Source organism: Burkholderia sp. BCC0398 (assembly GCF_902833245.1).
GTDB classification, from domain to species: Bacteria; Pseudomonadota; Gammaproteobacteria; order Burkholderiales; family Burkholderiaceae; genus Burkholderia; species Burkholderia sola.
Genome location: NZ_CADFEM010000010.1, coordinates 14,154 through 36,569 on the forward strand (window position 1 = coordinate 14,154; position 22,416 = coordinate 36,569).

The 22,416-nt window shown below is 67.9% G+C and carries 20 protein-coding genes; 11 read left to right on the plus strand and 9 right to left on the minus strand.

All coding sequences use genetic code 11. The annotated features are described in order from the left end of the window. Positions 1-30 precede the first annotated feature (30 nt). The 6 genes from HWX76_RS21795 to HWX76_RS21820 all read right to left on the minus strand — a co-directional run bounded on the left by HWX76_RS21795 (position 31) and on the right by HWX76_RS21820 (position 7,544). Positions 31-1,170 (minus strand): enoyl-CoA hydratase/isomerase family protein, encoded by a 1,140-nt coding sequence (locus HWX76_RS21795; protein ID WP_050012395.1) that lies wholly within the window; start codon positions 1,168-1,170, stop codon positions 31-33. Beyond that, entirely contained in the window at positions 1,167-1,958 is a 792-nt protein-coding gene (locus HWX76_RS21800) for an enoyl-CoA hydratase (RefSeq protein WP_050012394.1), read from the minus strand. The genes HWX76_RS21795 and HWX76_RS21800 overlap by 4 nt, the downstream gene beginning before the upstream one ends. Further along, positions 1,955-2,857, minus strand: a complete 903-nt coding sequence (gene mmsB / locus HWX76_RS21805) for a 3-hydroxyisobutyrate dehydrogenase (RefSeq protein WP_050012393.1) — start codon at positions 2,855-2,857, stop codon at positions 1,955-1,957. Before mmsB ends, HWX76_RS21800 begins: the two co-directional genes overlap by 4 nt. Positions 2,858-2,875: 18 nt before the next feature. Further along, entirely contained in the window at positions 2,876-4,405 is a 1,530-nt protein-coding gene (locus HWX76_RS21810; protein WP_124631604.1) for a CoA-acylating methylmalonate-semialdehyde dehydrogenase, read from the minus strand. 114 nt (positions 4,406-4,519) lie between these two features. Continuing rightward, complete coding sequence (locus HWX76_RS21815) at positions 4,520-6,226, minus strand: AMP-binding protein (RefSeq protein ID WP_089489594.1); 1,707 nt, start codon at positions 6,224-6,226, stop codon at positions 4,520-4,522. A 184-nt stretch (positions 6,227-6,410) separates the two neighbouring features. After that, positions 6,411-7,544, minus strand: a complete 1,134-nt coding sequence (locus tag HWX76_RS21820) for an acyl-CoA dehydrogenase family protein (RefSeq protein ID WP_011547202.1) — start codon at positions 7,542-7,544, stop codon at positions 6,411-6,413. A gap of 137 nt (positions 7,545-7,681) precedes the next feature. Between HWX76_RS21820 and HWX76_RS21825 the strand changes: the two genes are divergently transcribed. The 3 genes from HWX76_RS21825 to HWX76_RS21835 all read left to right on the plus strand — a co-directional run bounded on the left by HWX76_RS21825 (position 7,682) and on the right by HWX76_RS21835 (position 11,158). After that, positions 7,682-8,716, plus strand: a complete 1,035-nt coding sequence (locus HWX76_RS21825; RefSeq protein WP_050012390.1) for an AraC family transcriptional regulator — start codon at positions 7,682-7,684, stop codon at positions 8,714-8,716. Positions 8,717-8,837: 121 nt separating this feature from the next. Continuing rightward, positions 8,838-10,388, plus strand: a complete 1,551-nt coding sequence (locus HWX76_RS21830; protein WP_050012389.1) for a nodulation protein NfeD — start codon at positions 8,838-8,840, stop codon at positions 10,386-10,388. Further along, entirely contained in the window at positions 10,385-11,158 is a 774-nt protein-coding gene (locus HWX76_RS21835) for a slipin family protein (RefSeq protein ID WP_050012388.1), read from the plus strand. The genes HWX76_RS21830 and HWX76_RS21835 overlap by 4 nt, the downstream gene beginning before the upstream one ends. A gap of 81 nt (positions 11,159-11,239) precedes the next feature. Here the strand turns inward: HWX76_RS21835 and HWX76_RS21840 are convergent, their stop codons facing one another. Beyond that, positions 11,240-12,517 carry a haloacid dehalogenase-like hydrolase gene (locus tag HWX76_RS21840; protein WP_050012387.1) on the minus strand — a complete coding sequence of 426 codons (1,278 nt, stop codon included), beginning with the start codon at positions 12,515-12,517 and terminating at the stop codon, positions 11,240-11,242. Positions 12,518-13,026: 509 nt separating this feature from the next. Between HWX76_RS21840 and HWX76_RS21845 the strand changes: the two genes are divergently transcribed. From HWX76_RS21845 to HWX76_RS21875, 7 genes are all read left to right on the plus strand, one after another. Then, positions 13,027-13,926, plus strand: a complete 900-nt coding sequence (locus HWX76_RS21845) for a M24 family metallopeptidase (RefSeq protein ID WP_176016328.1) — start codon at positions 13,027-13,029, stop codon at positions 13,924-13,926. 44 nt (positions 13,927-13,970) lie between these two features. After that, entirely contained in the window at positions 13,971-15,758 is a 1,788-nt protein-coding gene (locus tag HWX76_RS21850) for an SDR family oxidoreductase (RefSeq protein ID WP_176016329.1), read from the plus strand. Positions 15,759-15,793: 35 nt separating this feature from the next. Then, positions 15,794-16,699, plus strand: a complete 906-nt coding sequence (locus HWX76_RS21855) for a metal-dependent hydrolase (protein WP_050012384.1) — start codon at positions 15,794-15,796, stop codon at positions 16,697-16,699. Positions 16,700-16,778: 79 nt separating this feature from the next. Continuing rightward, the gene (locus HWX76_RS21860) at positions 16,779-17,066 is read left to right on the plus strand and encodes a hypothetical protein (RefSeq protein ID WP_006480754.1); all 288 of its coding nucleotides are present in this window, start codon (positions 16,779-16,781) and stop codon (positions 17,064-17,066) included. A gap of 24 nt (positions 17,067-17,090) precedes the next feature. Next, positions 17,091-17,588 (plus strand): hypothetical protein, encoded by a 498-nt coding sequence (locus HWX76_RS21865; protein ID WP_176016330.1) that lies wholly within the window; start codon positions 17,091-17,093, stop codon positions 17,586-17,588. 176 nt (positions 17,589-17,764) lie between these two features. Continuing rightward, a complete protein-coding gene (locus HWX76_RS21870; RefSeq protein WP_235356169.1) occupies positions 17,765-18,325 on the plus strand; it encodes a DsbC family protein in 561 nt (186 codons plus the stop codon). A gap of 493 nt (positions 18,326-18,818) precedes the next feature. Further along, the gene (locus HWX76_RS21875; protein ID WP_176016331.1) at positions 18,819-19,193 is read left to right on the plus strand and encodes a DUF2917 domain-containing protein; all 375 of its coding nucleotides are present in this window, start codon (positions 18,819-18,821) and stop codon (positions 19,191-19,193) included. A gap of 160 nt (positions 19,194-19,353) precedes the next feature. Here the strand turns inward: HWX76_RS21875 and HWX76_RS21880 are convergent, their stop codons facing one another. Then, entirely contained in the window at positions 19,354-19,632 is a 279-nt protein-coding gene (locus tag HWX76_RS21880; RefSeq protein WP_006480752.1) for a hypothetical protein, read from the minus strand. 761 nt (positions 19,633-20,393) lie between these two features. Between HWX76_RS21880 and HWX76_RS21885 the strand changes: the two genes are divergently transcribed. Further along, positions 20,394-21,695, plus strand: a complete 1,302-nt coding sequence (locus HWX76_RS21885; RefSeq protein WP_050012378.1) for an NCS2 family permease — start codon at positions 20,394-20,396, stop codon at positions 21,693-21,695. A 248-nt stretch (positions 21,696-21,943) separates the two neighbouring features. Here the strand turns inward: HWX76_RS21885 and HWX76_RS21890 are convergent, their stop codons facing one another. Then, positions 21,944-22,231, minus strand: coding sequence for a DUF1488 domain-containing protein (locus HWX76_RS21890; RefSeq protein ID WP_006486743.1), 288 nt, complete (start codon positions 22,229-22,231; stop codon positions 21,944-21,946). Positions 22,232-22,416 lie beyond the last annotated feature (185 nt).

Below are 22,416 nucleotides of genomic sequence, written 5' to 3' on the forward strand. Positions count from 1 at the left end.
CGTGCGGCGCGTCGGGCCCTCACGCAGCGATCACGCCGCGCCGAGATCGGCGAGCGGATGCGCGAACAGCTTCCACGGCGACGTCAGGAAATGCCGCACGCGCTCGGCGCGCAGCTCGACGAGCGACGCGGGCGCCCAGCGCGGCTTGCGATCCTTGTCGACGAGATGCGCGCGCACGCCTTCGCAGAAATCGCCTTCCTCGATCGCGCGTGCGACGATGCCGAGCTCCATCCGGAACGATTCCGCGAGCGTCATCTGCCGGCCGCGCAGCAATGCCTCGCGCGTCACGGCGAGCATCGTCGGCGAATGGCTCGCGAGCGCATCGAGCGTCGCCTGCAGCCATTGGCGGTGCTCGCGCGCCAGCTCGTCGCGCGCCAGATCCTGCGTGAGCGTCGCGACGATCCGCTCGACGGTCGAGCGCTTGTCGAAGTGGCGGACGATCCACGGCATCTGGCTGTCGAGCGCCGCATGCGGCACCACGTTGCACGGCGGCTCGAACACCTTGCGCAGCAACGGCAGCGCGTCGCCGTCCCACTTGACGCTTTCGATCCGCGTCTCGAACGTGTCGAGCCACGCGGACGGCACGCACAGGTCCGCGAGCTTCGCGCTCAGCGCGTCGGCGCCCGACAGCATCGCGCCGGTCAGCCCCACGTACAGTTCGAGTTCGACCGGCATGCGCGACAGGAAATGCGTCGCGCCCACGTCGGGCACGAGGCCGATGCGCGTTTCCGGCATCGCGATCTTGCTGCGCTCGGTCGCGACGCGCAGCGCCGCGCCCTGCGCGAGGCCCATGCCGCCGCCCATCGTCACGCCGTCCATCAGTGCGACCACCGGCTTCGGGAACGTGTGGATCGCGTAGTCGAGCCGGTATTCGTCGACGAAGAACGGCAGCCAGGTTTCGCGCTGCGCGACCATCCTGTACAACGCACGCACGTCGCCGCCCGCGCAGAAGCCCTTCTCGCCCGCGCCGCGCAGCACGACCGCGACGATCTGGTCGTCGTGGCGGCAGCGCTCGAACAGCGCCGCGAGTTCGCCGATCATCGCGTACGACAGCGCGTTGAGCGCGGCCGGCCGGTTCAGCGTGATCAGCGCCACGCGGTTCACCACGCGAAACAACACCTCGGGCGCATGCTCCGCGAATGCGTCGTGATTCGTCACCGGCGTGCTCATCGTTGCGGCTCTCCATCGGTATGCCATTGCGGCGCGCGCTTGCCCAGGAACGCCGCCACGCCTTCGCGCGGATCGGCCGTGTCGAACAGGTCGACGAAGCGTTCGCGCTCGACCGCGAGCGCCGCGCTGCGCGGCACGCCGCGACGCGCGAGGCCGATCAGCTCCTTGCTGTAGGCGACCGCATGCGGGCTTTGCCGCGCGACGTTGCGCGCCAGCGCGAGCGCCGCATCGCGCGCCGCGCCGCTTTCCACCACGTCCTCGACGAGGCCGATCCGCAGCGCGGTGGCCGCATCGACGCGCGCGCCGGTCAGGATGATCTTCTTCGCCCAGCCTTCGCCGACGAGCCAGGGCAGCGTCTGCGTGCCAAGCCCGCACGGCAGCAGGCCAACCGACGGCTCGGGCAGCGCCATCTGCGCATGCGTTTCGGCGATCCGCAGATCGCACGCGAGCGCGCATTCGAGGCCGCCGCCCATCGCATAGCCGTTGATCGCCGCGATCGTCACGACGCGCGCGTCGTGCAGCGCCTCGAACGCCGCGCCGAAGCGCGCCGCCATCGCGCGCGCGACCGCGCGATCGCCGTCGGCGAACGTGTTGAGGTCGGCGCCCGCGCTGAAGAACTTCGGGCCGTCGCCGGTGATCACCAGCGCGCGCACGTGCGGGTTCACATTCAGTTCGGCAACGGTCTGCTGCAATTGCTGCAGCCCGTCGGCTGTAAAGGCGTTCGCGGGCGGACGCTTGAGCGTCGCGCACGCGATCGCGCCGTCGTCGACGAAGTCGAGTTCGATCATGAGGCGTCCTTCTTCGTGACCGGTTGGTACAGGCGGATCACCGCCGAGAAATCGAGCTGGCCGTCGCCGCGGCTGCTCATCGTCTGGTACAGCTGCTGCGCGAGCGCACCGAGATAGACGGGCTGGCGCGCCTGCTTCGCCGCATCGTTCGCGAGGCCGAGATCCTTCAGCATCAGGTCGGTGCCGAAGCCGCCCGTGTAGCCGCGCGACGACGGCGCGGTATCGATCACGCCCGGATACGGGTTGTAGGTATCCGAACTCCAGCAGCGGCCCGTCGACGTGTTGACGATGCCGGCCAGCACCTTCGGGTCGATGCCGAGCGCGACGCCGAGCGACATCGCCTCCGACACCGCCGCCATCGAGATGCCGAGCACGAGGTTGTTGCAGACCTTCGCGACCTGCCCCATTCCCGTCGCGCCGCAGTGGACGATGTTCTTGCCCATCCCGGCGAGCACCGGCTTCACGCGCTCGAAGTCCGCGTCGCTGCCGCCGACCATGAAGGTCAAGGTGCCGGCCGCCGCGCCGCCGGTGCCGCCCGACACCGGCGCATCGACGAACGCGCCGCCGTGCTCGCGCACCAGCGCGCCGAACGCCTGCGCGCTCGCCGGGTCGATCGTGCTCGAATCGATCACGGTCGCGCCCGCGCCGAGGCCGGCCAGCACGCCGTTCTCGCCGGCGAGCACCGAGCGCACGTGCGGCGCGGCCGGCAGCATCGTGATCACGAACGTCGCGCCCGATGCCGCATCGCGCGGCGACGCGGCCACTTGCGCGCCGGCGTCCTGCAATGCGCGCAACGCGTCGGCGCTCAGGTCGAACGCATGCACGTCATGGCCGGCTTTCAGCAGGTTCAGCGCCATCGGCGCGCCCATGTGGCCGAGGCCGATAAATCCGATTTTCATGTTCGTTTCCTTCGCCGCTCAATGCAGCCGGATCGTCGTGTTCACCGGGCCGGCCGTCGTGTCGTCGTCGAACCAGCGCGCGGTGACCGTCTTCGTCTGCGTGTAGAACTGCACGACCTGCTTGCCGTACGGGCCGAGATCGCCGAGCTTCGAGCCGCGCGAACCGGTGAAGCTGAAGAACGGCACGGGCACCGGGATCGGGATGTTGATGCCGACCTGGCCGACGTCGATCTCGCTCTGGAACTTGCGTGCGGCCGCGCCGCTCTGCGTGAAGATGCCCACGCCGTTGCCCATCGGGTTCGCGTTGACCAGCGCGATCGCGTCGTCGAGCGTGTCGACCTCCATCACGACCAGCACCGGCCCGAAGATTTCATGCGTGTAGATCGACATGTCGGTTTTCACGCCGGAGAAGATCGTCGGGCCGATGAAGTTGCCGTCCTCGAAGCCCGCGACCTTCACGTCGCGGCCGTCGAGTTCGAGCGTCGCGCCTTCCTTGATACCCATGTCGATCAGCGACAGAATCCGCGCCTTCGCGCCGCGCGATACGACCGGCCCGACGTCGGTGCCCGCTTCCGAGCCCGCGTTGACCTTCAGCGTCCTCGCCTTCGCGACGAGATCGGGCAGCCATTCGCGCGCGCTGCCGACGAGCACCGCGACGGACGTCGCCATGCAGCGCTGGCCGGCCGCGCCGAAGCCCGCGCCGACCAGCGCGTTGATCGCCTGCTCGCGGTTCGCGTCGGGCAGCACGATCGCGTGGTTCTTCGCGCCCATCATCGACTGCACGCGCTTGCCGTGCTGGCTGCCGAGGTTGTACACGTGGGTGCCGACGGCCGTCGATCCGACGAACGAGATCGCCTTCACGAGCGGATGCGTGCAGATCGCGTCGACGACTTCCTTGCCGCCGTGCACGACGTTCAGCACACCCTTCGGTACGCCGGCCTCGAGCGCGAGCTCGACGAGTTCCATCGTCGACATCGGGTCCTGCTCGGACGGCTTCAGCACGAACGTGTTGCCGCACACGATCGCCATCGGGAACATCCACAGCGGAATCATCGCGGGGAAATTGAACGGCGTGATGCCGGCGCACACGCCGATGGGCTGGCGCAGCGTGTAGGTGTCGACGCCGCCCGCGACGTTCTCCGCGAATTCGCCGAGCTGCAGCGTGCCGATCGAACACGCGTGCTCGACCACCTCGAGGCCGCGGAAGATGTCGCCTTCGGCATCGGGAAGCGTCTTGCCCTGCTCGGCCGTCAGCGTCTTCGCGATGCGCTGCTGGTTCGCGCGCACCCGATCCTGGAACTTCAGCATGATGCGCATGCGTGCGGAAATCGGCGTGTTCTTCCACGTCGCATACGCGGCGTGCGCGGCCCGCACGGCCGCGTCGACTTCCGCGACGGTCGCGAACGGCACGCGCGCGAGTACCTGCTGCGTCGCCGGGTTGACGACGTCGCGCCACTCGTGGGTGGCGGACTCGACGAAAGCGCCGTCGATCAGCAGCTTGACCGTCGGCACGTCTTGCCCCGTACGGGGCGTCGGATTCGCGTTCATCAGTGCACTCTCCTTGCAGTGAGCCGCGTGGCGTCAGGCGACACGCGGCCGGTTCGGTTCAGTCAGGCTGCGGGCGGCGCGCCGTGAAATGCGACGCGCTCGGCCCGTTTCCGGTCATTTCAGTTCGTTGGCGAAATCTTCTTCCCAGTATTCGCCGGGCATGCGCGCGGTTGCATCGTCGCCGCGCTCGATCTCGCGGCGGCGCAGCTCGACGCGGCGGATCTTCCCCGAGATCGTCTTCGGCAGCTCCGCGAATTGCAGCCGGCGGATGCGCTTGTACGGCGCGAGCTTCTCGCGCGAGAAACGGAAAATCTCCAGCGCAAGCGCGGGGCTTTCTTCATAGCCCTGGCGCAGCGTGATGAACGTCTTCGGCACCGACAGCCGCACCGGGTCCGGGCTCGGCACGACGGCCGCCTCGGCGATCGCCGGGTGCTCGATCAGCACGCTTTCGAGTTCGAACGGGCTCAGCCGGTAGTCGGACGACTTGAACACGTCGTCCGCGCGGCCGATGTACACGTAATAGCCGTCGTCGCGACGCATCGCGATGTCCGACGTGCGGTAGTGGCCGTCGCGCATCGCGTGGGCCGTCGCGTCGGGATTGTTCGCATAGCCAGTCATCAGCCCGACCGGGCGCGTGACGCCGTCGCCGATCGGCAGCGCGACTTCGCCTTCGGTCACCGGCGCGCCGTCCGGGTCGAGCAGCGCGATCCGGTAGCCGGGCAGCGGCCGGCCCATCGAGCCCGCGACCACCGGCTGGCCCGGCGAATTGCCGATCAGGCAGGTCGTCTCGGTCTGGCCGTAGCCGTCGCGAATCGAGATGTTCCATGCCTTCTTCACGCGCTCGATGATCTCGGGATTCAGCGGCTCGCCCGCACCGACGATCTCGCGCAGCTTCACGTCGAACGACGCGAGCGGCTGCTGCACCAGCATGCGCCACACGGTCGGCGGCGCGCATAGCGTCGTCACCCGGTATTTGACGAGCGCATCGAGCACGACCTTCGGCTCGAAGCGCGCATAGTTGAACGCGAACACGCACGCCTGCGCATTCCACGGCGCGAAGAAGCAGCTCCACGCGTGCTTCGCCCAGCCCGGCGAGCTGATGTTCCAGTGGATGTCGCCCGGCTGCAGGCCGACCCAGTACATCGTCGACAGATGGCCGACCGGATAGGTGCGGTGCGTATGCTCGACGAGCTTCGGCTTCGACGTCGTGCCCGACGTGAAGTACAGCAGCATCGGATCGTTCGCGTGCGTGACGGCGTCCGGCTCGAACGCAGCGCTCGCCGCATAGCCGTCGTTCATCGCGAGCCAGCCTTCGCGCGGCGCGCCGGCGACGATCTTCTGCTTCAGGCCGAGGCCGGCCTGCTCGAACTTCGCGGTTTCGTTTTCGTCGACGATCGCGTAGGTCGCGCCGCCGATCTGCACGCGATCGCGCACGTCGTCGGGCGACAGTTGCGTGGTGGCGGGCAGCACGATCGCGCCGAGCTTCATCGCGGCCAGCATCGCGTCCCACAGCTCGACCCGGTTCGGCAGCATCAGCAGAATGCGATCGCCGCGCACGACGCCGATCGAACGCAGCCAGTTCGCGATCCGCGACGAACGCTCGGACATTTGCGCGAACGAGTACGGATCGCCGGTGCCGGTCGCCGCGTCGACGATCCACAGCGCGGGCTGGTCGTTGCCGCGCGCCATCGGGTCGAAGTAGTCGAGCGCCCAGTTGAACGCATCGAGCACCGGCCATGCGAAATCGCGGTACGCGGTGTCGTAGTCGGTGCGATGGCGCAGCAGGAAGTCGCGTGCGTCCAGGAATGCCTGTACCGTCATGTGTCGTCTCCGTCCAGTCTCCATGCCCAGCGGTCAACCGGCACAGGTGCCGCGGCACCTGAACCGTTCCGTGTTGCACGGCGCACGGTCACGTCGTTGCGTGCCGCGTTCGCCGCGCTGCCCTCGTGCCTGCGTCGTGCGCCTGCTCGTTCGATTGCGTGATGCCGGATCGGAGCGCCGCGGCTCAAAGCTGCCGCGCGATCACCATCCGCTGCACTTCGCTGGTGCCTTCGTAAATCTGCGTGATACGTGCGTCGCGATAGTGACGCTCGACTTCGTAATCGACCAGGTAGCCGTAGCCGCCATGAATCTGGATCGCATCCGAGCAGACGCGCTCGGCCATCTCGGACGCGAACAGCTTCGCCTGCGACGCTTCCGACAGGCACGGCAGCCCGGCCGTGCGCAGTTTCGCCGCGTGATGCACGAGCAGGCGCGCGGCGTTGATCTGCACGGCCATGTCGGCGAGCTTCTGCTGGATCGCCTGGTGCTCGGCGATCGGTTTGCCGAACTGCACGCGCTCGCCCGCATAGCGGCGCGCCTTGTCGAATGCGGCGCGCGCGATGCCGAGCGCCTGCGCGGCGATGCCGATGCGCCCGCCTTCGAGGTTCGACAGCGCGATCTTCAGCCCTTCGCCGCGATTGCCGAGCAGGTTTTCTTCCGGAATCGCGCAGTTTTCGAACGTGATCGGGCACGTGTCCGACGCGCGGATGCCCATCTTCTTCTCGGGCTTGCCGACGATGAAGCCCGGCGTGTCGGTCGGCACCAGGAATGCGGAAATGCCGCGCTTGCCGGCTTCCGGGTCCGTCATGGCAAAAACGATCGCGACACCCGCGCGCTGGCCGTTGGTCACGAACTGCTTCGCGCCGTTCAGCACCCATTGGCCGTCGCGCAATTCGGCGCGCGTGCGCAGGTTGTTCGCCTCGGAACCGGCATGCGGCTCGGTGAGGCAGAATGCGCCGATCACGCGGCCGGCCGCCATGTCGGCCAGCCAGCGATCCTTCTGCGCGGGCGTGCCGAAGCCGAGGATCGGCCCGCAGCCGACCGAGTTGTGCACGCTCATCATCGTCGCGCACGCGGCGTCGCCGGCCGCGACTTCCTCCATCGCGAGCGCGTAGGCGACGTAGTCCGTATACGAGCCGCCCAGTTCCTGCGGCACGATCATCCCGAGCAGGCCGAGCTCGCCGAGCTGCGCGACGATCGCGTCGGGCAGGTGCGCGTCGTGGTCCCACTGCGCGGCGTTCGGCGCAAGCATCTCGGTGGCGAAAGCGCGCGCGGCGTCGCGGATCATCCGCTGGTCTTCGGTGTAAAGCTCGTCCATGGTGCTGCTGTCTCCCGCGGCCGCCGGGCGCGACCGTCCTTGCGTTTCGATGCAACAAGTGTAGGCAAGCGCGCGCGACTGTTCGATGCTCGCGTCGCTCATTTACACTGAGCGTTTTTGCCACACCGGCGACACCGATGAAGCAGGAAGACAAGGGAACCGTCGCGATCAGCCTCGTCGCGTACAGCGTCGCGCTCGCCACGCGACGCGGCGTCGCGGCCGAGCCGCTGCTCGCGCAGGCCGGCATCGCGCCGGCGCTGCTCGCGCAGCCGCGCGCCCGCGTGTCCGCGCAGCAATACGGCGCACTGTGGAACGCGATCGCACGCACGCTCGACGACGAGTTTTTCGGGCAGGATCGCCACCCGATGCGCAGCGGCAGCTTCATCGCGATGAGCCAGGCCGCGCTGTCCGCGCGCGACGGGCTGCACGCGATGGCGCGCGCCGTGAACTTCATGCACTGCGTGCTCGACGACCTGCATGCGGAACTCGACGCGAATCCGCAGCGCGTGCGGCTGCGTTTCGTGCACCGCAACAACGGCGCGACGCCCGCGATGTTCACGTACGCGACCTATTTCATCATCGTGTACGGGCTCACCTGCTGGCTGATCGGCCGGCGCATTCCGCTGCTGCATGCGAGCTTCCGCTGCGACACGCCGCCCGCCGACCACGAATACCCGTCGATGTTCTGCGACGACATGCGGTTCAACGAGCCCGATTCGTATGTCGATTTCGATCCCGAATTCGCGACGCTGCCGGTCGTGCAGAACGCGAAGACGCTGAAAACGTTTCTGCGCAACGCGCCGGCCAGCTTCATCGTCAAGTACCGCAACCCGAACGCGCTCGCGCAGCGCGTGCGCGCGGTGCTGCGCGGGATGCCGCCGGCCGCGTGGCCCGGCGCGGGCGGGATGGCCGCGCGGCTGCACGTGGCCGAGGCCACGCTGCGCCGCAAGCTGCACCAGGAAGGCCACGCGTACCAGTCGATCAAGGACACGCTGCGGCGCGATCTCGCGTTCGAGGCGCTGGCCGACCCGGCCCGCACGATTGCCGACGTCGCGGCCGCGACCGGGTTCGCGGAGCCGAGCGCGTTCTACCGCGCGTTCCGTAAATGGAGCGGGCGCAGCCCGGCCGACTATCGCGACGAAGTGCTCGCGCGCGGCGGCGGCGCAAGCTGACGCCGGCCGGTGCGGCCGCACCTTCGCGCTTTCGGCCGAAACCGCCTAATCTTCAAGCATCGGGCCCACGCCCTTTTCGCGAGCCGGACGGCACGCGGCCGTGCGCCGCCCGGACGCCCCGATGCGTTTTCACCGTCATGAGCCGCCGCCGGCGCCTGCCGCGCCGGCCGGCCGCTCCCGTCACCCGCTGTCCGCGCGGGTCGCGCGCGCCGCGCTGTTCGCGGCGCTGCTCGTCGTATGCGCCGCGGTCGCCGCGCCGCCATCGGCCGACGCGCCCGCCGCGCATCCGGTCGTCGTGATTCCCGTCAACGGCGCGATCGGCCCGGCCAGCGCCGATTTCATCGTGCGTTCGCTCGACCGCGCGGCCCGCGAGCGCGCGCCGCTCGCGATCCTCCAGCTCGACACGCCCGGCGGCCTCGATACGTCGATGCGGCAGATCATCAAGGCCATCCTCGGCTCGCCAGTGCCGGTCGCCGCGTTCGTCGCGCCGGGCGGTGCGCGGGCGGCGAGCGCGGGCACCTACATCGTCTATGCGAGCCACTTCGCGGCGATGGCGCCGGGCACCAACCTCGGCGCGGCGTCGCCCGTGCAGATCGGCATCGGCGGCGCCGCGCCGCCGGGTGCGAATCCCGCCGCGCCGCGACCGACCGGTGCATCGGGCGCGTCCGGTGTGTCGGACGCGGCTGCCGTGCTGCCGACCGATACGCAATCGACCGAGATCCGCAAGGCGATCCAGGACGCTTCCGCATACATCCGCGGCCTCGCGCAATTGCGCGGACGCAATGCCGAATGGGCCGAGCGCGCGGTGCGCGAGGCCGTGAGCCTGTCGGCGAACGAAGCGCGCGCGCAGCACGTCGTCGACCTGATCGCGCAGGACCCGGCCGACCTCGCGCGCCAGCTCGAGGGCCGCACGGTGACGACGACCGCCGGCACGCTGCATCTCGCGACCGCGCACGCGCCGCTCGTCGTGCTCGCGCCCGACTGGCGCAGCCGCTTCCTGGCGATCATCGCCGATCCGAACGTCGCGCTGATCCTGCTGACGATCGGCATCTACGGGCTCTTCTTCGAATTCGCGAACCCGGGCTTCGTGCTGCCGGGCGTCGCCGGCACGATCTGCCTGCTGGTCGGCCTGTTCGCGATGCAGTTGCTGCCGGTCAGCTATGCGGGCCTCGGCCTCGTATTGCTCGGGCTCGGCTGCCTCGTCGCCGAGGCGTTCCTGCCGACCTTCGGCGTGCTCGGGTTCGGTGGAATCGTCGCGTTCACGATCGGCGCGCTGATGCTGATCGATACCGACGTGCCCGGCTACGGGATTCCGTGGCCCGTGATCGCGAGCCTCGCGCTCGGCGGCGCGCTGCTCGTCGCGGGCGTGTCGAGCGTCGCGCTGCGCGCGCGGCGCCGCCCGGTCGTGACCGGCGCCGAGGCGATGCTCGGCAGCATCGGCGAAGTGCTCGACGACGGCCTGCAGCCGGACCAGCCGCAGGGCGCGGCCGGCACGCCACCGTCGGCCGCCGGCTGGGCGCGCGTGCACGGCGAGCGCTGGCGCGTGGCGAGCAGCACGCCGCTGGCAGCCGGCTGCCGCGTGCGCGTGACCGGCCGCCACGGGCTGACGCTGACGGTCGCGCCGCTCTACGACGTGCCCGGCCCCGCCCATCCCCAGGGAGAACCTTCATGATCGGTTACACGTTCGGCTTCAGCAGCGTCCTGGTCGTCTTCGTCGTGGTGCTCGTCGCGTCGTCGATCCGCATCTTTCGCGAGTACGAGCGCGGTGTCGTGTTCATGCTCGGCCGGTTCTGGAAGGTGAAGGGGCCGGGGCTCGTGCTGATCATCCCGATCGTCCAGCAGGTCGTGCGGATCGACCTGCGCACCGTCGTGTTCGACGTGCCGGCGCAGGACGTGATCACGCGCGACAACGTGTCGGTGAAGGTCAATGCGGTCGTGTATTTCCGCGTCGTCGATCCCGAAAAGGCCGTGATCCAGGTCGCGCGCTTCTTCGAGGCGACGAGCCAGCTCGCGCAGACGACGCTGCGCGCGGTGCTCGGCAAGCACGAACTCGACGCGCTGCTCGCCGAGCGCGAACAACTGAACGCCGACATCCAGAAGACGCTCGACGCGCAGACCGATGCGTGGGGGATCAAGGTGTCGACGGTGGAGATCAAGCACGTCGACCTGAACGAGACGATGATCCGCGCGATCGCGCGGCAGGCCGAAGCCGAGCGCGAGCGGCGCGCGAAGGTGATTCATGCGGAAGGCGAATTGCAGGCGTCGGAGAAGCTGCTGCAGGCCGCGCAGCGGCTCGCGCTGCAGCCGCAGGCGATGCAGCTGCGCTATCTGCAGACGCTGACGACGATCGCGGCGGACAAGAATTCGACGATCGTGTTTCCGCTGCCGGTCGATCTGCTGGGCGCGTTGCTGGATCGGTTGGGGACGAAGCGCGAGCCTTGAGACGCGCGTGGGCCGGCCCGCACGGCGCCGCGGGCCGATACCGATAAGCGCGGGCGCGTGGGCTGCGCCGCCGCGCCCGCGTCAGGCCAGCAGCTTGCGTTCGGCCTTGCCGTACTTGATCGACTTCTCGTCCGGGATCATCAGCCCCGTGTGCTCGTCGCGGCCCTGCAGCAGGAAGCGCGCGTCCGGGTTGCCGATCTGTTCGGCCGCGAGCTTGCTGTCCGCGCCGATCTCGCCCTTCTTCATCCGGTTGACGATCACGCCGGCCGCGGTGTCCTTGAAATCGCGCAGCATCCACGCGTCGCCGTCGCTGTCGCCGAACACCAGCAGCGGGCCGTAGCCCTTCTTCGACGCGAGCACGTTGCGAATGCCCACCGTCTTGCCCGGCCCCCAGTTGAAATGCCAGCCGGCCGGATAGGTGCTCGTGTACTTGCCGTCCTGCATGTCGAGACGCAGGCCGATCACGTTCTCGGGCGGCACGCCGTAGCCGTAGTTCGGATTGCCGGCGAATACGCGCACGACGTCGTCGAGCGACGCGGTGCTCACGTACACGTCGATGCCGTTCGCACGCAGCGTATGCATCACCGCGCGGATTTCCTCGTGAATGCGGATGCCGTGGAAATGCGTATCGGCCACCACGCCTGCCTTGCCCGGCAGCGCTTTCGGGCTTTCGTAGCGGACCTTGCGCAGCGCGTCGCCGATCCCGTGGTTGTTCGACGCTTCCGCCATCGCCTGCAATTCAGCGGTCGTCATGTTCTTGTAGAAGTAGATGATCCACTTGTAGCCGACTTCGAGCGGGTGCGTGTCGCAGATCGCGTCGTACATGAAGTACAGCTTCGCGCGGAAATCCTTGAACGGATCGGTCTCGCGAATCTCGTCGAGGCTCTTGTCGCCGCCGAGGCCCTTGTAATTCGCATGGAGCCAGCGGTAGTCGGACTCCACGTCGGCGGCGAGGTCCTCCATCGTCACCGGCTTGCCGTCGACGGTCGTGTAGTCCTTCATGAACGCGCCCTTCGGCACGTCCTTCCACATCACGGCGACGAACTCGTCCGGCGTCAGCTTGTACTGCAGATGGTTGATCTGGTACATCAGCAGCGCTTCTTCGCAGTCGTTCATGATGCACGTGTTGTCCCAGTCGAACACCGCATACGGGCGGCGCTTCGCGTCGTAGCGCGCGCTCTTGACGCCATGCCGGTCGAGCACCGCCTGCAGGCGCGCGGCGTTGAACGGCGACCAGCGGCCCGGGTCCAGCGCATCCGGCGCGGTGGCGCTCTTCGCGCCGGCGATGCCGGCCTTGAGCATCAGCGGCGTCGCGGCGGTCGCCGCGGCAAGGGTGTTCATGAACCGGCGGCGTTGCATGGTCTCTCTCCGTGGAAATGTCGAATCGGCTCGGTCGCTGCCCCGCGCGACGCGCGGCACACCGGCCTCGCGAAGCCGAAAAGGCTTCGAATCGGGGCGGATGATGTGACGAAATTATTTCGGCAATTTGACAGCGTCGTGCCGCGACGCGACGGGGGGTTGATCCGGCGCGACATGCCGGGCGGGCGCCGGAGCCTCGCGTGGGGCTCCCGGCCGGCGCTCCCCCGCCTAGGACGCGTGAGCACGCCCCAACCCTCCGGCCCCGACCGCCGCAAACCTAGAGCTTCCCCTCCATTTCGACCGTTCATTAGGAGAAGCCCTCATCCCCAAGGGCTGGCGTATGAGACCAAACCGGCTATGATTGTTACATCAAACAATGGCACATTAAGTGCTGACTGAATAATCCGCTCGGGATCATCGGCGGAGGCGTTCCGGATCAGCGCCCCAGCCTCGCACTGGACCCGCGTCGCGCCGAGACGCAAACGCGGGCCGACACATGGAGACGCATCATGACCGCCCACCATCCGCTGCCGGAAGTCCACCTCGACGAACTGCCGCAATTCCGCGCGGTTCAGCAGCTTGCCTACCGCTGCGTCGAGACCGTCGGCGCGATGCTCTATCCGGGCATCACCGAAAAGGAAGCCGCGCGCCTGCTGACCGAATGGCTGCAGGATCACGGCGTGCACGACTGGCTGCACAAGCCGTTCGCATGGTTCGGCGACCGCACCGCGTTCGACGGCTTCTCCGGCCTCAAGCACATGGGCGGCTTCAATCTCGCGTTCTTCCCGAGCAACCGCCAGCTCGAAACCGACATGCCGGTAATCCTCGACGTCGCGCCGGTGCTCGACGGCATCGTCGCCGACGTCGGCTACGCGCACTGTCTCGGCCGCAACCCGATTCTCGAGCAGTTGCAGGACGACCTGATGGACCATCGCGACCTGATCGTGCGGCTCGTGAAGGCGCGCCGGCCAATGGCGGAAGTCGCACAGGAAGTCGACGCGCTGTGCCGCCGCCAGGGCGTCGAGCCGCGTCACAAGGCGTATCCGTTCAAGGTGCTCGCGCATCGCGTCGCGAAGATCCACAAGCTGTCGAAGCCGCGCTTCGTCGCGCGCTTCGGGCTGAATGCGACGCGCAACCTGCTGCTCGACCAGGGCCGCGCGGCGAAACGGCAGGGCTGGTCGCCGCTGTGGTCGATCGACCGCCGCTCCGAGCATGCGCCGGTGCCGGGCCTGTGGGCCGTCGAGCCGCATCTCGGCTTCGCCGGCGTCGGCGCGAAATTCGAGGAACTGCTCGTGATCACCGACGACGACGCGTACTGGCTCGACGACGACCTGCCGCACGTGCGCCGCTGGCAGTGCCGCCAGGCTGAACGCGCGCAGGCCGCGGCGAACGTTCCGGCCGCCGCCTGACGCGCCCGCACCTCTCCCTCGACTCCCTGAACGACGGACTCACGATGCAGCCTCTTTCCGACGAAGCGCCGCTGGCCCTGTTCGAATCGGTTCACGGCGAAACGGCGGTCGCCTCCGGCGACCTGACGCTCGCGGTCCGGACCTGGGGCGACCCGGCCCGCTCGCCGGTCGTGCTCGTGCACGGCTATCCCGACGACAGCAGCGTCTGGCAGCACGTCGCGCCGCTGCTCGCGCGCCGACACTACGTGATCGCGTACGACGTGCGCGGCGCGGGCCTGTCCGGCGTGCCGACGCGCACGGCCGACTACCATCTCGCGAAGCTGACCGACGATTTCGTCGCGGTGATCGATGCGCTCTGCCCCGGCCGGGCCGTGCACCTGGTCGCACACGACTGGGGGTCGATCCAGGGCTGGGAATTCGTCACCGATCCGCGCCTGGCCGGCCGTATCGCGTCGTATACGTCGTGCTCGGGGCCGTGCCTCGACCACGTCGGCTTCTGGCTGCGCGAACGCGTGCTGCACCCGACGCCCGCATCGCTCGCCAGGCTCGGCGGCCAGCTCGTGCGCTCGTGGTACGTGTATCTGTTCCACCTGCCGTTTCTTCCCGAACTCGGCTGGCGGCTGTGGCTGGGCCGCGCGTGGCCGGGCCTGCTGCGCCGGCTCGAGAAAACGCCTGTCGCGCCGCGCCCGACCCAGGCCGACGACGGCGCGCGCGGCGTGCGCCTGTATCGCGCGAACTTCATCCGCTGCCTGTTCGCGCCGCGCGAACGCTATGCGCACGCACCGGTGCAGACGATCGTGCCGCTCGGCGACAAATACGTGAGCCCCGCGCTGTCCGAAAACCTGTCGCGCTGGGTGCCGCAGTACTACCGCCGCGAAGTCGCGGCCGGCCACTGGCTGCCGCTCGCCGATCCCGCGCGCTTCGCGGATCTCGCCGGGCAATTGATCGACGCGGTCGAATCCGGCAACGAACCGCCCGCGCTCGCGAACGCGCGCCGCCGCGCCACCAGCGGGCGCTTCGGCGGCGAGGTCGCGGTCGTCACCGGCGCGGGCAGCGGGATCGGCCGCTGCGCGGCGCTGGCCTTCGCCCGCGAAGGCGCGACGGTCGTCGCATGCGACATCGATTTCGCGAGCGCCGAACGCACCGCGCTGCTCATCGGGCTGACCGGCGCGCACGCGCATGCGAAGCGCGTCGACGTCGGGTCCGCCGACGAAATGGAAACGCTCGCGGCATGGGTCGGCAGCGAACTCGGCGGCGCGGACGTCGTGATCAACAACGCGGGCATCGGCATGGCCGGCGGCATCCTCGACACGAGCACGCGGCACTGGGAGCGCATCCTGCACGTGAATCTGTGGGGCGTGATCCACGGCTCGCGGTTGTTCGCGCAGCAGATGGCCGCGCGCGGCACCGGCGGGCACATCGTCAATACCGCATCGGCCGCCGCGTTCGGGCCGTCGCGCGACCTGCCCGCGTATGCGACGACGAAGGCCGCGGTGCTGATGCTCAGCGAATGCATGCGCGCGGAGCTCGCGGACAAAGGCATCGGCGTGACGGCCGTGTGCCCCGGTTTCGCGGAGACGGGAATCATGGCGTCGACGCACTACGCGGGCGCCGACGCGCAGGACGAAGCGCGGCTGCGCAAGCGCGCGACCAGGCTGTACCAGATGCGCGGCCTGAAACCCGAAACTGTCGCGCAGGCGATGGTCGACGGCGTGCTGCGCAACCGCCCCGTCGTCGCGGTCGGCGGCGAAGCGCACGCGCTGCGCTTCGTCGGCCGCTTCATGCCGTGGCTGGGCCGGATGATCGCGCGCATCAGCATGGCATCGCATTGACGGCGCACGACGCCGCACAAGGACAGGGAGACAACATGACCGATACCGCCGACTATCACAAGATCAAGGCCCGGCACGTGAAGTTCGACTTCAGCGACACGCCGGTCACCTGGGTGCCGAACGATCCGGGCAGCACGCACATCATCAACACGCTGAACCTGCTGTTCCCGGAAGGCGAGCTGTGGTTCTGCCGCGTGTACAACAAGGCGCTGCCGCTGATCGCCGATGCACGCCTGCGCGACGAAGCCGAAGGCTTCCTGCGGCAGGAAGCCGTGCATTCGCGCTCGCACGGCGGCGTACTGAAGCACTACTACGACCGCCACGGCATCGACACGAAGCCGTTCACGCAGAAGCTCAACCGGCTGTTCACGCGCGTGCTCGGCGAAGCCCCGCTCGGGCTGAAGATCGGCCATACGCGCTTCTGGCTGCGGCAACAACTCGCGGTGATCGCGTCGCTCGAGCATTTCTTCGGCTATCTCGGCAACTGGGTGCTGAACGCGCACGGGCTCGACGAAGGCCGTGCGGACCCGACGATGGTCGACCTGCTGCGCTGGCACGGCGCCGAGGAAGTCGAGCACCGCACCGTCGCGTTCGACATCTACCGGCACCTGGGCGGCACCTATCCGGAGCGCTGCGTGCACATGGCGTTCGTGATCCTGCTGCTGCTCTACTACATCACGACCGGGGCGAAATTCATGTACCGGCGCGACCCGGACGCCGGCCGCTACCCGGGCTTCGTGCTCGCGTGGTGGCAGGGTTCGCGGCGCGGGCACCTGCCGTCGTTCTGGAAGGTGATCGGCGCGGCGCTGCGCTATTTCAAGCCGGGCTATACGCCGCACCGCGAAGGCTCGACCGAGCAGGCGCTCGCGTACCTCGCGCGCTCGCCGGCCGCGCAGGCGGCCGCGCACGGCGGCAACTGGGGCACGACGAAAGGCGCATAAGCGGGCTTCCGGCCGGTTCGGGGGGCGGCGCCCGCCGAAATGCGTACAATCGCGGCTTCAATTTCCCGGAGGTGCCGCGATGGCCATGAAGAAAACCGATCTCGAAAAGAACAAGGCGCTCAAGCTGACGCATGCGATGAAACAGTCGAGCTCCGCGCGTTTCGGCAAGGGCGCCGACGAAGCGGCCAAGCTGGACCGTCGCGCGCAGCGCAAGCTCGACCAGGAACAGGGCCTCGTGCCGTTCGCGTGCAAGCTCAACGCCGAGCTGGTCGAACAACTGAAGGCCCGCGCGGCCACGCACCCGGAAGGGATGACGGGCCTGCTGTCCGAGCTGCTCGTGAACGGCCTCGCGCAACGCGACGCGTAACCCCGCCCGCATCGAAAACTGTCATTGACGCCGCCGCTGCGCGGCGACGCGCTCGCTCGCGTGCCGGTGTTCGCGCTCATCGCCATCGCGCTCCATCGCCGGGCACATGCACGAATCGGCGCGTCATCGGTGGCGCTGGTGCGTGATCGCGCCGATCAGTACCGCCGCCCCTCGCACAAGGCCTCGCCGGAAACGGCCGAGGCTTTTTTTCGAGCTTGCGCGCCAGCGGGAACAAGGGACCGAAAGCACTCGCGTATTGAGATTCTTTTCAGGAAGTTGGTCGCATCGATGCCGCGTGGACACAATACGAATCCCGAACGCCTTGTGTCACCCCAAAAGGCGTTCCCACCCATCGAAACCGGAGATTATCTGATGAACGCATCCCGAGTGATACTTGCTCTCGCCGCAGCATTCGCCGTCAGCGGCAACGCCGTGGCCTGCGACGATCCTGACCACGACGCGCCCGCTGCCCAGCAACAGACCAGCGACCAGGCGAGCACGGAGGAAGCAGCCAGCCGCTGAGCGCCGCGCGCGTTGCCCGAGCAAGCCGGCACGATGCCCGGTCGCCCGGGCATCGCCGACTCGTTCACGGCATGCACTGAACCGGGCTCGCACTCGTTTGTCATCTGGTGTGCGGACCTTCCACATTATTCGCATACCGTATCAATATAACCAAACGAACACTGCTCCAGTTGACCGTGCTTGCGAGCCTGCTCGCAAGCCTCCCCTCCATCCTGAACGCGGCGCCCGCACCGGCAAGTCACGGCGCGCCTGCGGCGTCTTCCGGCGCGATCGCGCTGCCCTCCGGCACCCGCATTGCGGAGCGCGACACCGGCCGAGTTCTCGCGTCGATGGCGCGCGACCACGCGATCAAGACGGTTCGCGGCAACGGCAAGCGCACGCTCTATGTCTTCTCCGATCCGGATTGTTCCCATTGCAAAAGACTGGAGCGCACGCTTGAACGGATCGACAACGTCACCATTCACACCTTCCTCTATCCGCTCGAGGGACTCCATCCGCAGGCCGCCGTGCATGCGCGTGGCGTCTGGTGCGCGAATGACCGGAATGCGGCGTGGAAAGCGTGGATGATCGACAACGCGCAACCTGCCGCCGGCACGTGTGCCGCACCGCTCGCGCAGATCCGCTCGCTCGGCCTTGCGTTGGGCCTGCGCGGCACGCCGACGCTGTTCAACGCGAACGGCCGCATGATGTCCGGTGCGGTTTCCGCACCCGCCATCGAAACGTTGCTGAACGACTGAACCTGCTCGAAGAAATGCGCGCATCAGGTGCTGGCGGCGAGACGCGGGCCCGTGCTCCGAGGAGTGGAATCGAGGTCGGGGCGTTGCGCCGCCTGCGAGATCACCCACGAGTCGATGCCTTGCTTTTGCACCTCCTCGGGAAATGACACCCGTGTGCGCCAGTAATCCGCCTGTAATTTCGCATCGATGACGGGCCTGCTGTCCGAGCTGCTCGTGAACGGCCTTGCACAACGCGACGCGTAACCGCCACGTATCTCGAAATTGACGTTGACAGCGCCGCGCTGCCACGACACACTTGTTCGCATGCCTATGCTCAAGCCCAACGCCGTCGCGATTCATTGCTCGATGAACATTCGAAAGAATGATTCACGGGAGGCGCTTGTGCGTTAGCAATCGAGCAGTACCGCATGTCACACAAGGCCTCGCCGGAAACGGATGAGGCCTTTTTGTTCTGGTGCGCGTCATCCGTCCGGCTCACTGAATGGAGAAGACGATGGACCAGGCAAGCCAGCTGTTTGATCGTCCCGATCGGCGCCGCACCGGCACGATCGCACTACCGACTGTCGTGATCCGTTTCGCGATCGCGCCGCGCACGACGATGACCTGGCGCGCGCCGCAGGATGCGGAGCTCCGCGCGCATGGCGCGGCGCTGTGGGTCACGCGCCCGCCGAGCGTCGACGACGACTGGGTGCGGCCCGGCGACATGCTGCGCATCGCGCGCGGCGAGCGCATCTGGATCGGCACCGACGCCGACCGATCGGCCGAAGCGACGATCACGACCGCGTACGTGCGCCGCGGCGAGCGCTTCAGGCGCGCGCTCGCGCAAGTGCAACGTTTGCTCGTCGGGATAGGGAGAAGCAGCGGATGAGCGACGTGCCGTCAAGCACGCGAGACGCGGAACGGCCGCGACCGGAAACGGACGCACCCGCGGCGCAGCACGCCGCAGGTGCGCATCGAATGCCGCGGCACACCAGTGCGTGCCGCGAGCGATCGCACGCCGTGCGCAACGACCGGATGCAGTGTGCGCATCAGGTGCTGGCGGCGAGGCGCGGGCCCGTGCTCCGTGGAGTGGAATCGAGGTCGGGACGTTGCGCTGCCTGCGAGGTCACCCACGGATCGATGCCCTGCTTCTGCACCTCTTCGAGGAATGACACTCGTGTACGCCAGTAATCCGCTTGTAATTTCGCATCGATGACGCGCTGTTCGGCTGCGAACAGTTCCATGCGCGCCGTCACGAGCATCGACGCAGCGGTTTTTTCCGGCGTGGGGGCGTGTCGCATCGCCCAACGGCTGATCCAGTTCAACATGCTGACCTCCGTGATTTACGGACGAACCCGCATCGGGCAATCGCAATCTGCCGCGCCTGACCGGCCGTGCCTGACCGGCCGTGCCTGCCCAAACGCGCAACGGCCTTGACCGCCATTCACCGCCTGGCCTGCACGGACTGCGACTCCCCCGCGTCGGCAATTACCGGCCGGCGTGTGCATGCGCGGTGTATCTATCCTAGAAAGACTTGCCGGTTTATGCGATGGGGTCTTGCAATCTTTTACACAGAAACCACAGTCGCGCCCGCATCGCGAAATGACAGTTGCGGACGGGACGGCTTCGGCGCAGGATAGCCCGATATCTGCAGCCGCCTGGGCTGACGAATGGCACGCCGCGGCCGGGCATTCGTACGGCCGCGCGCACGTGCGGGCGCGCGGTTTCAGTCGCAAACCGTCGCACACTCGCCATGCGCGACGCGGCCGCCGTGCCGTTGCGCACGCATCGGCCGGTTTTCCGCATTCCTCCCGCTTCCGCTTCCTTCGTTTCGCCCGTTTCCGCCATTTCTGCCGGTCCGCGCCGCGCGAACCGGTAAAATGCGCGCCTTCGTCGCGCGGCCGGGCTGCCAGACCGTTCGCGCGCAGGCAACCGATCGTGCCCTCCAACTATATCGTCCGAGCTATCCGCGCTATTACAATCCGCCGATAGCCGCGCAATAGTGGCTGGTTACATTAAGCCCGCCGCGCGCTGCCTGTAGAACAATTCGGCACAACAATCAACACGATCCGACCGGAGAAACGCCTTCATGGAATCCATCAAGCGGTATTTCGGCTTCGCTGAAGCCGGCACCGACTTCCGCACCGAAATACTCGCGGGCGTCACCACGTTCCTGACGATGGCCTACATCATCTTCGTCAACCCCGCGATCCTCGGCGATGCCGGCATGCCGAAGGAATCCGTGTTCGTCGCGACCTGCCTCGTCGCGGCGCTGGCGTCGATCATCATGGGGCTGTACGCGAACTACCCGATCGCATGCGCGCCCGGCATGGGCCTGAACGCGTATTTCGCGTACACGGTCGTCAAGGGGATGGGCTTCACGTGGCAGGCCGCGCTCGGCGCGGTGTTCATCTCCGGCTGCCTGTTCCTGCTCGTCACGCTGTTCCGCGTGCGCGAGGCGATCGTCAACGGCATTCCGAAATCGCTGCGGATCTCGATCACCGCCGGTATCGGCCTGTTCCTCGGCATCATCTCGCTGAAGACGTCGGGCGTGATCGTCGGCAACCCGGCCACGCTCGTCACGCTCGGCGATCTGCACAAGCCCACGACGATCCTCGCGATCGTCGGCTTCTTCACGATCGTCACGCTCGACCACCTGCGCGTGCGCGGCGCGATCCTGATCGGCATCATCGGCGTCACGGTGCTGTCGTTCTTCTTCGGCGACAACCAGTTCCACGGCGTGTTCTCCGCGCCGCCGTCGATCGATGCAACGCTGTTCAAGCTCGACATCGGCGCCGCACTGTCGACCGGCATCATCAACGTGATCCTCGTGTTCTTCCTCGTCGAGCTGTTCGATGCGACGGGTACGCTGATGGGTGTCGCGAACCGCGCGGGCCTGCTCGTCGAGGGCAAGATGAACCGCCTGAACAAGGCGCTGCTCGCCGACAGCACGGCAATCGTCGCGGGCTCGGTGCTCGGCACGTCGTCGACCACCGCGTACATCGAGAGCGCGTCGGGCGTGCAGGCCGGCGGCCGCACGGGCGTGACGGCGATCACCGTCGCGGTGCTGTTCCTCGCGTGCCTGTTCATCGCCCCGCTCGCCGGCGTCGTGCCGGCCTACGCAACGGCGCCGGCGCTGCTGTACGTGTCGTGCCTGATGCTGCGCGAGATGGTCGAAGTACCGTGGGACGATGCCACGGAAGCCGTGCCGGCGGCGCTGACCGCGCTGCTGATGCCGTTCACGTACTCGATCGCGAACGGCGTCGCGTTCGGCTTCATCGCATACGGCGGCCTCAAGCTGCTGACGGGCCAGGCGCGCACGGTCAAGCCGATCGTGTGGATCATCGCGGCCGTGTTCCTGTTCCGCTTCTTCTATCTCGGCAGCGAGTAAGTGCGGAGCGCGGCGCGCACCGACGCGACGCACGATGCAAACGCCACCTTCGGGTGGCGTTTTCGTTTTCGCACGATGCTTTCGCGAGCTGCACGAATCGACGCGCATGCCCCTGCCGACGCTCGGGCAATCCTGCCCGCCGGCCCACATACGAAAATGCCGCCCGGCCCCACCGAACGGCATTGCGTGAAAGGCGGCGTCTTCGCGTGCGCCGCGCCCGGGCGCGCCGCGAGACGGGCGTCGTGCCGTCAGCGCCAGTTCGCCTCGTAGAAACGCACGTAGCCGCTGCGCAGCGTCACGCATTGCGCGCGCGTTTCCGACAGCAGGCGCCGTGCGGCCGCCTCGATACGCTCGCGGTGCTGGTCGAATGCGCCGACCATGTCCTCGAAGCGCGGCGATGCCGCGCCGAAGTGGTCTTCCAGCGCCTCGGCGGTGATCTGGCATTGGACCCGCTCGCCATTGACCAGCGCCGTGAACCCCAGCATCAGGTCACGCCCCGAATACTCCGGCTTCTCGTTCGTGAAATGGATCTGCATGGGAGCCGCCTCGACCGGTAGAAAACGAATGACCGCGTCCGTCGTCCGCTACCGGCCGGACGAAATGTACGCGGGCTCGCCGGCGGAGGCCCCGACCGCGGAGTGTGGCGCGGTCGCTGCATGCCGGTTGAATTCCACTTTAGACGGTTTCGCGCGGGACACAAAAATTTCGGTGTGCGTCGTTC